11 protein-coding genes are annotated in these 13,391 nt (G+C 33.5%); all 11 read right to left on the bottom strand.

All coding sequences use genetic code 11. The annotated features are described in order from the left end of the window. Window positions 1-3 precede the first annotated feature (3 nt). On the bottom strand, window positions 4-1,515 hold the full coding sequence (locus tag G610_RS0104350) for a hypothetical protein (protein WP_026523807.1): 1,512 nt from the start codon (window positions 1,513-1,515) through the stop codon (window positions 4-6). A gap of 20 nt (window positions 1,516-1,535) precedes the next feature. Beyond that, window positions 1,536-2,633 (bottom strand): acyltransferase family protein, encoded by a 1,098-nt coding sequence (locus G610_RS0104345; protein ID WP_026523806.1) that lies wholly within the window; start codon window positions 2,631-2,633, stop codon window positions 1,536-1,538. 21 nt (window positions 2,634-2,654) lie between these two features. After that, the gene (locus G610_RS0104340) at window positions 2,655-4,343 is read right to left on the bottom strand and encodes a hypothetical protein (RefSeq protein ID WP_035796903.1); all 1,689 of its coding nucleotides are present in this window, start codon (window positions 4,341-4,343) and stop codon (window positions 2,655-2,657) included. Between the two features lie 297 nt (window positions 4,344-4,640). Continuing rightward, complete coding sequence (locus G610_RS19670; RefSeq protein ID WP_051197617.1) at window positions 4,641-6,107, bottom strand: class I adenylate-forming enzyme family protein; 1,467 nt, start codon at window positions 6,105-6,107, stop codon at window positions 4,641-4,643. A 17-nt stretch (window positions 6,108-6,124) separates the two neighbouring features. Beyond that, window positions 6,125-7,525 (bottom strand): sodium:solute symporter family protein, encoded by a 1,401-nt coding sequence (locus G610_RS0104330; protein WP_026523804.1) that lies wholly within the window; start codon window positions 7,523-7,525, stop codon window positions 6,125-6,127. A 3-nt stretch (window positions 7,526-7,528) separates the two neighbouring features. Further along, a complete protein-coding gene (locus tag G610_RS0104325; RefSeq protein ID WP_026523803.1) occupies window positions 7,529-7,762 on the bottom strand; it encodes an acyl carrier protein in 234 nt (77 codons plus the stop codon). Beyond that, the gene (locus G610_RS19665; RefSeq protein WP_051197614.1) at window positions 7,759-8,931 is read right to left on the bottom strand and encodes a Coenzyme F420 hydrogenase/dehydrogenase, beta subunit C-terminal domain; all 1,173 of its coding nucleotides are present in this window, start codon (window positions 8,929-8,931) and stop codon (window positions 7,759-7,761) included. The genes G610_RS0104325 and G610_RS19665 overlap by 4 nt, the downstream gene beginning before the upstream one ends. A 2-nt stretch (window positions 8,932-8,933) precedes the next feature. Then, the gene (locus G610_RS0104315) at window positions 8,934-9,602 is read right to left on the bottom strand and encodes an acyltransferase (RefSeq protein WP_026523802.1); all 669 of its coding nucleotides are present in this window, start codon (window positions 9,600-9,602) and stop codon (window positions 8,934-8,936) included. A gap of 15 nt (window positions 9,603-9,617) precedes the next feature. Further along, window positions 9,618-10,598, bottom strand: coding sequence for an aldo/keto reductase family protein (locus G610_RS19660; RefSeq protein ID WP_051197612.1), 981 nt, complete (start codon window positions 10,596-10,598; stop codon window positions 9,618-9,620). A gap of 3 nt (window positions 10,599-10,601) precedes the next feature. Beyond that, window positions 10,602-11,531 carry a hypothetical protein gene (locus G610_RS0104305; RefSeq protein WP_026523801.1) on the bottom strand — a complete coding sequence of 310 codons (930 nt, stop codon included), beginning with the start codon at window positions 11,529-11,531 and terminating at the stop codon, window positions 10,602-10,604. Next, a complete protein-coding gene (locus G610_RS0104300; protein WP_155830949.1) occupies window positions 11,528-13,081 on the bottom strand; it encodes a lipopolysaccharide biosynthesis protein in 1,554 nt (517 codons plus the stop codon). Before G610_RS0104300 ends, G610_RS0104305 begins: the two co-directional genes overlap by 4 nt. Between the last annotated feature and the right edge of the window lie 310 nt (window positions 13,082-13,391).

Here is a 13,391-nt window from a genome sequence, read left to right as displayed (position 1 = left end):
ACTCTATTTAACCTCAAAAATATATCTTTTATCATCTTCATAGACTTGTTCTAATTCATATTGTACTTTCTGTATATCTATACCACTTTCTTTACTAATAAGAATAAATTCAGGTGATAATTTATCATACTCAGATCGATTGTTAAATCGTCTTACCTTTATCCCATCATCACTTTCATTCACCTGAACAACTCCTACAACATCATTTGAAAGTGCATTTACCAAACTTGCTGACCAATAATCATCAGAATATCCAAATGAATAACCACTATCCATAAGAAATTCTATGTATTGTGGTCTATCTGAAATCGCTTCATTCTTTACTAATACATCAGCAAGTATTACCCTAAATACCAACAATATTAAAAGGCCATAACACAATAGCTTTTTATTTGACTCAGAAATCGCTACTGCAAACATAATTGGAATAAAACACAGACTCATTGCTAAATAATGAGTCTCTAATGGTCGTCCCCACACCTGTCCCATAGATGTGAATATAAGAGGAAACAATGTCACTCCTACTGCTATCCATCCTATATTAAATGTCATTTTGGCAGTTTCATCCGGTATTCTAAAATACTGTGAAATACATATTACATATACTCCAATTATTGAACATACACTTACCAGCTCTAGCATTCCCCCTACGGAAGCAAGTTCTTGCCCCGCAAAATTAAGAGCTCCAAAAGCATCTAAAATGCCCACCGGTAGAGTATATAAGTTTTCTTTTATAGCATCTTTAGTAGCCCAGATTATTTTTCCGGGATTCCCACAACTGTAGAAATGTTTAATAATTACCTCATAAACCAAAAATCCCGCTAACGCAGGAACAATAATACGTATATATTCTATCGGCTTTCTTTTCTTTGCTAAAATAAAGGTTACAATTATAGGGATGATGACTTGAATAAAAAAGCGAATTCCACTGGCTCCCAGAGCAAATGATAAAAGCGAGATGAAAATAGAAAGCAGCTGCTTACTGCAATTATCCGCAATCTCATTTTTCTCCAATTGCAAAATCAGATACAAAAATAAATAACACCAAAAAACATATGTAATATATGCCTGAACTTGATATAAAAAAGCCCAGTATTCACCTACGGGTGCTAATGAAATCAGCACTGGTATGAACATCAGATTTTTATTATGGGTCAATTGGTATACAATTAAACAGCTTGTTATTGTTATCATAATAACAAATATGATAAAACTAATGACAAAAACTAGTCGAAAACTGCTTGTAAACCGAAATAGAATTGATTGTAAAGTCTGTGTATGTAAAAGGTGTAATTCAGTCGAAGTCCACCAATTACGCGTAAGAAAAAGCTTATCTTCATCAGCAAGAGTCTTCGCTAATAATAAATCTCCTGCTATATCAGCGTTCATATATCCATACCAATGACTATATAAATACCACACTAAGTATATCAAATGACAACAGAATAATATAACTTGAAAAGGCAATGCAATTATATCAGCAATTCTCTTAAGTTTATCTATTCTACTAAACATATAAAAAATCACCCTCTACACTATAACCTTATCATTCTAAAAATGTTTATAGACATATTACATATATGTCTATAAGCATATCCCATTAGCTCTGCTATTATTATGGTTAAAGCCAGGTTAATCAGAAAGGCACCTGTCCACTTTACAATCCAATACTCAATATCCATATGCTTAACATAATAATAGATCAAAGAACTACCAACGCCTTGTGCAAAGAAATAGTAAATTGCATTTCTACCAACATGAGCACATAATTTGTATATTATACCTTTCTTGATGAATGGCTGAACAAATATTGCTATTTCAATGCTAAGAAGAGATACAATACCATATTTAGGACTTGGAGGAAACTTTGCAGCTTGTATATTATAAATTGGAAGATGCTGCAAATAATTTGTTACAATAGCGCCAATCAAGATAATGACAACATCCCTAACTAATTTCATTCTGCTTAACTTAAGCCCAGAATCGCTCTTAGATAAGTAAAATCCTATTGTCCAAAAAATACTATAAAATAGGAAAGTAGCGATAGAAGTATCTAACCCCAAAAAAGAATTTCCATTATAAATCCACAAAAACAAAAAAACAAAAATCAATATATATGTCTCAATTTCCTTGCCCCCCAAAAAATCACATCTCACTAAACAAAGAATAATTGTATTACATAAAAGTACCACAAAATACACTGGCATAAACCAAATTGATCCAGCAACAACAGGAAAACCTGAAAAACCAACATGAAAGAACACATTATTAACAAAATCTCTGCCATCAAGTAAGCCGCTACTTGCTCCCAAAACATGCAAAAACTGCAATATCACACACGCCATTTCTAAAAAAATCACAAAAACAATCCATTTGGTCCAGATTCCACTAAGACTTTTAATAGTTTTCTTTAAGCTTACATTACTGTATCCAGATCCCCATCCAGACAAGAAAAAGAAAAATGGGACATCTAGTAGAAGTGTTATACTCTGGAACCATTCTGGAGTATAACTCTCTCCGCTCCAAAAAGCTGTATGGATTGCAACTATTCCTATTGCAGCTACTCCGCGTAAAAAATCTATATAATCATTACGTTGGTTAGTTTTACTACCAATAACTGAGTCATTTTTCATAAATCAAATCTCTCATCAAGTTTACTTGCATTTTATCTGCTTCCAAACTGTCCCGCGGTAATTTGTTGTATTTAAATTATCTTCATTCTTAAGTTCCTCATTTATACGATAATAAATATCATAATCCTTAAAATTGAAATAAATACCTTCAAATGCTTTATTTCGAATCTCAATCATTCCATATGATTTCAACTCTCGAAAGCATGAATCTATTGCCTTCGAATCATCATAATTCTTAACTATTATCCCTAATAATGGTAGGCAATTATTTAGTAATATCAGCACTGTAAATATTGTTGCAACAATAGTCTTTTTTCTTTTATCACTAGCCAGCAAAATAAATACTGATATCAGCAAAAGCATATAAATATATGGTGAATATCTTGCCCACCAGCTTTCCTTTATTCCAAACATCAAACCTACGCATACCGAAACATTCAGTATAATTAAATTTCTATCTATTTCATGATTGCTTCTCACTAAGCATATCAGCAATACAATAATAGCAGCAATAAACAATCCACCAAAAAAAACACCAAATCCCGATACTCTTGCATCCACATCACAATTTGTCACGACCTCATTAAATGAAAATGTGAATGGCACCTTCAATTCAACAGTTTTTCCACTATCTGCAGTAAAATTATCCACCCTAGAGAACAAAGAAAGAAATAGATTCTTAAAGTGATTTTCTTCGCTAAAAGGAGAATTATTAGACATAATGTCAACTTTTCCCTCCCCCATCAATGGATAAATTGGTGACCCATGTCGCAAAACATTCGTAATGTATGTTGAACATCCCCCCCACGCAACCGTAAGAAATACCAAAAATAAATACGCTACACTTTCACTAAGCACCTTTTGCAGCCAATCCTTATCGCCTCTTATCAGTCTATAACAATCATATATGTAATAAGCAATGCAGAAAATCCCCCCATATAGTAGCCCCGTAAACTTTATGTTCCCACACACAATCATAGAGGCTGCTATTAGACATACAGATGTAGTTCTTTCAAATGTTTTATCATCCTCGAACATTAATAGGGAGACTACCAATATAATCAGCATAGTATGAAGGAAACCATCAATATAAAATGTAAACATCTGTTGAATGGAAATAGGATTAAATGCAGTAACACTGGCCATCATTAGTGCGTTGGTATAACTATGCTTCTTCTTGACCATATAATAATAGACCAGCATGAAAGCACTTAACATTGCTATCATCGTATAGCATTTACCGTTTTCTATATTTCCGGATAACGAATAAATGCTAGCCCCAAAAATCCATGTAGCTTTACCATATGCCTCCACCCACAAAGTATTACCAGAATACTCTCCAGCCCCTTCTATTAACGAAAGACTGGGCAATGATTTTAACGGATTCCAATGATACCTTAGTAACCCTACTGCTAACTTATGGTAAGCATTTCCATCCCATGAATAATCAAAAACTAATCCAGCAATACATGACAAACCAACAAATATTATTAGAGCAGTTATTACTTCACACCAATTAGGACTATTACTATTAGAAAAAGAACATATTATTACAGAAATTGTAAATGAGCACAAAAAGAAATGCCAACTTATACTCTGTCCAATAAAAAAAACAATTGTAGACAGTAATAATTCAGTGGCAAATGTAAGAATACTAATCTGAGCGATATGAAGTAAACTTTCTTTAGTGTAATAATTTTTTAATATCATATACATTCCAATCATAAATATAGATGAAACCAGTTTTCTTAATCACATGCATTTTATTTGCATATTAAAACAATCATTTATCAATAAAACAAGTATGGTTGACACAGATTCTAATTATCTTGTAACACAAATCTATATCTAACAACCGTATATACGTAAGACATTCTCAAGAATTTTGATTTTGTATTCACGCATAATAACCTGTACCATATCAAGATTCCCATCCCCACTACCGCATATAGTATATATTTTTAACAAATACCTATTATTATCATTTTCGTTCACGCCCTTCGTATTTTAACCATTCACATAAAACTTTCTATCCAATTTTCCATTATATGTCCTTGCTATTTTTTCCGTTTTTTCAACCACTTTAGGAATTTTAGTATACTCCAGCATTGAAGCTAACTGCTCTTTAATTTCTTTTTCAGAACAAACGGATTTATCATTACAAACGACCAGTAATTTTAATGCATAGCCTGTTATTTTGTCTTCAATTGGCACACAAATACAATCATCGACTCCATCAATTGCTAAAGCCGCTGACTCTACTTCTGTTGGTGCAATCTTTATTCCACCAACATTTATCACATCACCTTTTCTACCGATAATATATACATATCCTTCATCATCTATATATCCAACATCATTTGTATAGACTATACCATTTACAAGGACCTCACTAGTTGCTACATCATCATTACAGTAACCCTTCATGTTCATATCACCTTTACATGCAATAAGCCCTACATTATCCTTCGATGATGCAATTGCTTTTTTTTGATCATCAACAATCAAGATTTCTGCATTAACTGTAGGTTTTCCAATACAACCATCTTTTCCCCGTACTTCATTATAGTTATATATACACACTGACGCAGACTCTGATGAGCCATAATTATTATATAATCGAGTATATGGAAGCAACTTAGATAATCTAATTTTGTCTGGCTCTGGTAATGGAGCGGTAGCAGATTCTATGAAGTCAATTTTTTCTTTATAATCTGAAAGCTTGTCTTTAGTCAACGTAAAAATCGTTCTTATAGCTGCAGGTGGCAAACAACAAGCAACCTTTCCATTTTGATAATCCAGTGCTTCAAAAAACTCTCTGATATTTGACATACCATTCAATATATAAATTGTACTGCCATTGACAATAGTAGTGAACAGCTTTCTAATAGCATTTGCATGATTTAATGGTCCTGGAACAATTAAAAAAGTATTGTCACTATATTTACATCCTCTAATAAGATTCTCTGCTGTAGCAACGAGTGCACGATGTGACAATTCAACACCTTTAGATGTACCAGTTGTTCCTGTAGTAAATAAAATATCAGCTGAGTCTGTTCCTTTCGGAAATTTTAGCCGTTCTACTGGAAATTCCTTTTTATCAAGTTCCAAAAGATTTAGACTATCGATATGAATTGATTCACATCCTTCGCATTCTTCTCCAATAACACAATCCGCCTTCAATTTCATAGCAACACTGATAAACTCATTATGTGGCGTGTTTTTCTCAAGAGATGCTATTTTAGCTCCTGCCAAATGAACCGCCAAGTAAAGAACTGCATATTCAACTGTCTGTGATGCCCTTGTAATAACAAGATCACCGTGCTTTACCCCACATGAGATAAGATATCCAGCATATTTATTAACATAAGTATTAAGCAATGAATAACTAACACTGTTTCCATTTGCAATAACAGCCGCTTTATCTGGCATATCCTTTGAATGTTTATCTAAAAATTCTACAATTGATTCCATTACGATTCCTCTCACTCTCAGTTCTTTGAATTATGATTTACGATAGTATTAATTATAACAGTTGAGATGACAGCCACTAACAAAGTAGCATATGTCTCTGAGAAATATGGAAATATAGGGTATGTATGAAAAATACTCTTATAACTCACCCAACCTAATCCCACAATTCCAGAAAACACCATAGCAATCACAGCTGCTTCTTCATGTAATTGTTTCCAATAAATACCAAAAAGTAAAATAACAAACAAGCATCCTCTAAGGCTATATGCAAAATAAACTATATCCAAAATAGTCGATGCATTTCTCAACAGTACAGAAATTGCTATGCACCCCCCTCCCAAAAGTGCTGTTGAGATACGAGCCACTTTCAATACCTGCGAATCAAGCAGCTTTTCATTTGTCTTATTCTGCTTAAGGTAACTATATACATCCCTGCTAAACAAAGTTCCGCACGATAAAAAAATGGGAGATGCTGTAGAAAGTATCGCCGCAAAGATAGAAGCCATAACCAAACCTCCTACCAATGGAGATAGATTCATTAATAACGTTGGAAGTGCCATCTTTGCATTCTCCAAATTTGGATATATAGTTTTTGATATCATACCAAGTAATGCCGTGAATATGCCAAAGGGAGCAACCAATAATGCAATTAAAAACGATGAAGAGATGGCCGTTTTCTCATCTTTAGCTGCTAAAATGGGCTGTAGACCAGCCTGCGCTGTGCACGCTCCCAAAACAGATGCTGTAACCCACGAAGACACCTTTGGAATACCAATACTGCTCATTGAAAAAAAAGAATCATCTAAAGATGTTACTAAATTTGAAATCCCACCAACTTTATTTGATGAAACTACCAATGCTAGAACAATCCCCGCATACATTACAATCATATGCAGGATATTGGTATAGCCTACTGCAACCATACCACCTAATACTGTATATATAAGAACTCCACACCCTAATACTATTATTGAAATATTAGGATCAAAACCAAAAAGCGCCTGACCTAAGGTCCCTAGCGCTATCATCTGAGATGTACCTACTGTAACCATAACAAAAATAAGAATACATGCTGAAACAAATCTAGCCTTCTGCCCTATATAATTACCAATTATTCCAGCTACAGTTGGCTTCTCTATGCTTCTAAACAGTTTTGCAAAAAAAGCTGCTAACACGCATATCCCTATACCATTTGCAATTGTATACCAAGCACCAGAAATACCATAAATATATCCATACTCAGATACCCCCGTCGTCGCTGTTCCCCCCATCCATTCTCCAGCACCAACCATTACACATAAAAGCATTCCCAACCCGGCACCATCAAACGCTTTTGAATTTACAGTTTTTTTTCGCGCTAAAATTCCGGTAAGAAAAGTAATAAGGAAATACCCTATAACAATTACTAATTGCACCATAGTTCACCCTTCTACCATTCGTCTTATAACTTCTTTTAGTGAACCCACATTAGATATGTTCATTAAATCATCAAACGAAAACTCTATTCCAAACTGTTCTTCAAGATTTCCAATAAGTGTAAGATTCCCCATAGAATCCCATTCTTGAATATCTCCAGGTTTCAAGTCCTCTGTTACCTCAAAATCCTCTCCCAATCCTAGCGATTCAATAAAAATCTTTTCGAATTTTTCATTCATTTTTTGTTATCTCCTTTAACGTGTTTTACTACAGTTCTCAAAATAAGGTTCAAAAACCTTACAAATGTACTTCCCTGTTTTGTGTATTTCTCTACCAACATATCATATGGCATACTGCCTATATTTTTAAAAAAATCAGTACTGAACTTTGAAACCTTTACACATTCTAAAAAAGCCGGATTTTCTCTAATAACATCATTTTTGGTTTTTTCATAATATCCCAAACTATCAGATACCTGATTAAAGAATTCCTGACCTTTATTTGACGAAATAATTATTGCCGATGTACCATGTTCAAGATAAGGATTTCTCTCATCTTGCTCTATTCCCCAAAAATCAGCAATTGTGATATCTGCCGCTCGCTCATCACTTTTACATTTGCATTTCTCGCAAGCTTCTCTAATCGTAAGTTTTTGATGATAACTAACTGTTTTGGGATCTTTTCCTCTTTGTGAAAAGTATTCTTCGCCATTTTCAAAGCGTGCATACGTTCCGAAATTATTCCACCCATATCGCTTGTCTTTAGATTTAAAATATACTACCTTCGAATTGAACTTCTCTTCCAAATAATCAATATACTTCCTGTGTGCATAAGGCGAAGAAATTCCCAAGCATATAAATTCAACTTGTATCAGATTTTCATATTCTTTTCCTAAGAAATTGTTCAACGCTGAATTATGGCATGGAGCACCAGTAAATATAACCAGCTTTCCAGAATCGAGCAATTCTTTTACTCTCCTATATATACCTTGTGTATCAGACTGAAGATACTTTGATTGCGTAAGTAGCAATAGATCATCATTGTTATTTGCAACAAACTGCTCCGCTCCTTTATAGTCTTTTGTATATCTACACCCAACAGCATAACCACCCTTATCCACAATATACTTATTAAATGCGTATGACACACCGCCTGACGTACAATTAAGTCTTATCTCATCATTCAACAACCACGCTGCATAAGTATTGCAAACATCATTCTTTTTCTCATATTCATTATTATGGGGACACTTTTTTTCGCATAAATTACATCTTATGCATTCATCATAATTTACTATTGGGTACCAAAATCCCTTTTCATCATCTCGGAAGCTGATTGCATGTTTAGGGCAAATATCCGCACACATCTTGCATCCATTACACTTTTCTCCTTTATAAGCATCTACCATTTTTATCGCTCCCATGTGATATCTTTTGCTATAGGCCTCACACCTGTTTGCCCAACCATAGTATTAGAAGGAATTATATTTCCCACAAGACTATTAGCTCCAATAACACATTGATCTCCTATAGTAGCCCCTTTAAGTATTGATGCCTTCATTCCTATTAAAACATTATTTCCAATCACAATCTCTTTCGCACTATTTATTATTTTTCCTTCCGAATTGTATATAGGATGATGATCATCATCCAGTATACTTGACATCCTTGCCATCGATACAACATCACCCAAATTAATTTTGAGACCACAAATTATAATACTACCTGTATTCATATATAAACGTCCCGTGGTTAGTTCTGCATTATTATGAACCTGAACTCCTGCTCCATAGTATAGATATGTTTCACCATTAATCACCCATTTAGCACCTTTCCGAAGCACTACCAGGCATTCTTGCTTTGAACCTCTTATCTTATATGCATTAAGAAACAAATCTCCGTTCAATTCAATATGTGCTGATTTGTCCACTGTTATATGCGTTCCGAAATATGGGTAAATATAATGTTTTCCAAGTCTCGTTATCCTTCTAGAACAAAAATTCCACCATATAAACTTAATTGGTGAAACCCCCCATAGTTTTGTAATCGCCATATAAATTTTTTTAATAATACTTTTCATTTTCAATTATCTTCCTTATAACACAGAAAAATCGCAATTGTCCGGATCCGGCCATATTCTTACATCACAGTTCAGCTTCTTTACTGACTCCATTTCATCGTCTGTTAGGTTTGTTTTTGATATTGCTGAAAAATTATCTTTTAAGTGTCTTGTATTTATACTGTTCGGTATTGGTATAATCCCTCTCTTATAATGCCAACACATAATTATATCCGCTACTGATACATTATGCATTTCTGCAATATCTTTTAATCCATCAATTATTCTTTTATCCATTCTACCTGTAGGTGTATGTGCAATTACCTGAATATTATTTTTTGAACAAAATTCTATGACATCATTTTGCTGCAATAGTGGATGACACTCGATTTCATTTACCATTGGTATTACGTCACAATTTTTCATTAACATCTCTAAATGTTTTATATTACAATTGCACACACCGATGGCTTTGCATTTTCCTTCGAAATATATATTCTCAAGTTCTTTCCATGCTTCTACAAATGTATCTGTCTGAGGCCAGTGTAGCATTAACAAATCAACATATTCCATTTGTAATTCTTTGAGAGATTCCTCATAACATTCACGAACACCATGTGTGGCTTGTGCTTGATTTGTGACTTTTGTAATAATAAAGAAATCATCTCTATCGTTTTGTACATACGGTTTGATGGCGTTTCCTAAATAGTATTCACTTTTTTGATAGGCTCTAGCTGTATCAAACAAACGACATCCACATATATCCACTGCATAATCTATAACACCTGCTATTTTCTTAGTCTTAAGCATATCTCTTCTTACAGGATATCTATTACTAATTTTATAGTTAGGTACTAAAACATTTTTTACTTTTTCCTTCATATACAATATCGCATATTTATTTAATGACATCTCAGGCTTTACAGTACCTACACCAAAGCCCATAAATGGAATCATAACTCCATTGTATAGCTTATAATATGGCATTTCATTCATAACACCATTTTCCTGCAACATTCCTTATACTATCCCTTCTTCTTTCCGAATATCAGTAAATAAGATTTTTGAAAATTTCTCTCTACCAAAATCATTCATGAATATATCATTCATAAAACATACGTTATCGAATCTTGCATCATCATAGTAGTTTAATACTTTAAGTCCCTTGTGTTTACTAAGAACGGGCTTTATATTATCATAAACAAAGACTTTTACAAAATCATAGCTAATAAACTCCCTAGTTTCTGATGGTATTGGTGGAATAACAAGAATTGGATGCCATGCCATTTCTTCACAAAAATCAATGCAATCGTTCAAAATCTGCGTTTTTTCAATGAATGCTTCTTTGTGTTTTATCGCCTGCGCAGAATTATATAAATCTGTCAAATTGAACTCACTTTTCCAAACATTAACCACTGATGGTACTGTGTCATCTTGCTTACCAATATCTTTCTGTTCTTGAAAAATTAGTCTCTTTATTTTTTTAAAAAAAAGACACGCTAACGGATGCTTAGTTACCCAAAAGCGAAATAACGAATAGTTATCTATATCTTCTTTAGGTAAAATCCCATAAAACTTATCCATATATCCTGGACGATCATGATCATTATTTCTTCCAAAAGATAGCGGACTCATAACTATTATTATAACAACTGCGTCTTTTTTTATATGATTCTTAAATCTTTTTAGCAAACTAAAACCCGTTTTATAACTTTGTGGAGCTGTTGCGAAATTAAAACCATGTGAATCATAATACTCGTATGATATGCCATATCTTCCCGGACCAGATCCAATATTAACCATGTCTAGATCATACGGAACTTTCTTAAAAAACTGACACCCGCCTTGACTATTCTTAAACGATTGTGTATTGCGATATAATAATTCAAGAAATTCATATAATGCTATAAAAATAAGCACTACTAAAAATATTCTTACAAAATACATCATCGCATAATCCCTCTTGACTGGAATAACGCCTCCTTCACAAACAATTTCGCATTCTTATAGTTTGTTGTTCTACAAAATATAAAATAAAGAATAATATTGGGAACAACCAAACAAATGATACCATTTTTAATAAGCATAACCAAATCGCTATTCACAGTATAAACAGAACATAACGCATATGTAATAAGTGATACAACAATACATATCGCAAAATATTTTATAATATCAAATAAAAAGCTTAAATAGTAGCTCTTTCGCTTAAAATATCCTTGAAATAACACTTTTCCTCCGAACGGTATATTGATAAATCCTATGCTGATTATCGTCGACAGTAAAATACCGGCTATTCCTATGCTCTGAACCAACAAAACATTTAATGTAATATTAACCAATGAAGATATTAGTGGAACAAGTTTACCTTCCCACCATAAACCACATGCTTCCTTATACAGATATGAAAAATCACCAATGTGATGAACAAAAAAGAATATTACAAATAGCAAAACTACTGATTCATCAAATATATTCTCTGATCCTTGCCACAACCTCATAAAAGGATTAAACATGCATAGTAGACATGCGCACCACCATATAAGTACCCATGCATATAGAAAATTAAACTTTTTAAAATCGCAATAATTTTTTTCTTTATCCTCCAAAACAAGACTATTTCCTATGGCTGGAATAATTGCAGTATGGAGAACTCCTAGCAAGCTTACAAGAGCAGTTATAATGCTCCAATAACCATTGTAAATACCCAAAAAATTTAATCCAAGAAAAGAGGATATCACTACTGCATCTGCGCTAGTCAATACGATACCCCCAAACTTTTGGAATACAATACCAGAAACATTTCGTCTAATCGAAGCAACATCCTTTTCCGCAATTCCACTCTTTGGAATATATTGCGGATATTTCTTATCAGCAACCCTTGCTATAATGATATTTTGAACAATGGTAAACAATGGTATCAACAGTGCATACAAATAATAGCTGCGAAACATAATCATCGCTACTATTTGCAAAACATTCATTACAAATCCTGTAAATGTTGCTATTTTTGTTGACATATCTACCCTTTGTGTTGCCAAAAAAATAGCCCCTTTATATGCAAATAAAAAATATCCAATTGCTGTGTTGAACATATATATTGCAAATAACATTCGAAGATTAATTCCATCAGGTATGTTACCCTTTACAAGATAATTTAGAAAAGGTGCACACATTAAACCACAAAACAATATTATAAAACCAATAATACGATAAGATTTACGATAATATCCCAGAAGAAGACATATCTTATCATCGTCTCCGTCTGCAACCGGCTTATACATGTTATACACCATCGCTGAACCCATTCCCAATTCTGCAAAACTAAGAATCCCTAGTAGAGAGGAAAACAAACTCCCTAAGCCAACATAGTCTATCCCTAAGGTATATATCATTACTGTTCTAGATACAAATGGCATAACAATTAATACCATTCTAGAAAACACTCCCCATATCAAGCTTCTTGAAACATTTTTAGTTCTACTTTCTTTAATAATCATATCCTAAAGCGAATCCTTTTTGGGGATGGAAATTATCCACCACCATTATCCATTCTCATAGATTTTTGAGGGTCATTCCTCACTTTTTTTAGTTTATTTATCTTATCTCTGATTCAATCACTCTGTATCACTGAAATCTCTGCTTCTTGTGTTACAAGTCCTTCTCTCGTAAGTCCTCAACAACATTATTCTTATCTTCAATCCGAAGCTCCAATCATCCATCCTCTTACTCCGTCCCAAACACATCTGTTCTTCCCGCTGCTAACAAACCTTAAGCTTTAACCAACGCTTCTTTCCTTGTAACCCAGTT

Source organism: Butyrivibrio sp. MB2005, from assembly GCF_000424285.1.
Taxonomy (GTDB): Bacteria; Bacillota; Clostridia; order Lachnospirales; family Lachnospiraceae; genus Butyrivibrio.
The sequence above is the reverse complement of the archived record's forward strand: the minus strand, read 5'-3'. Positions and strand labels throughout refer to the sequence as shown.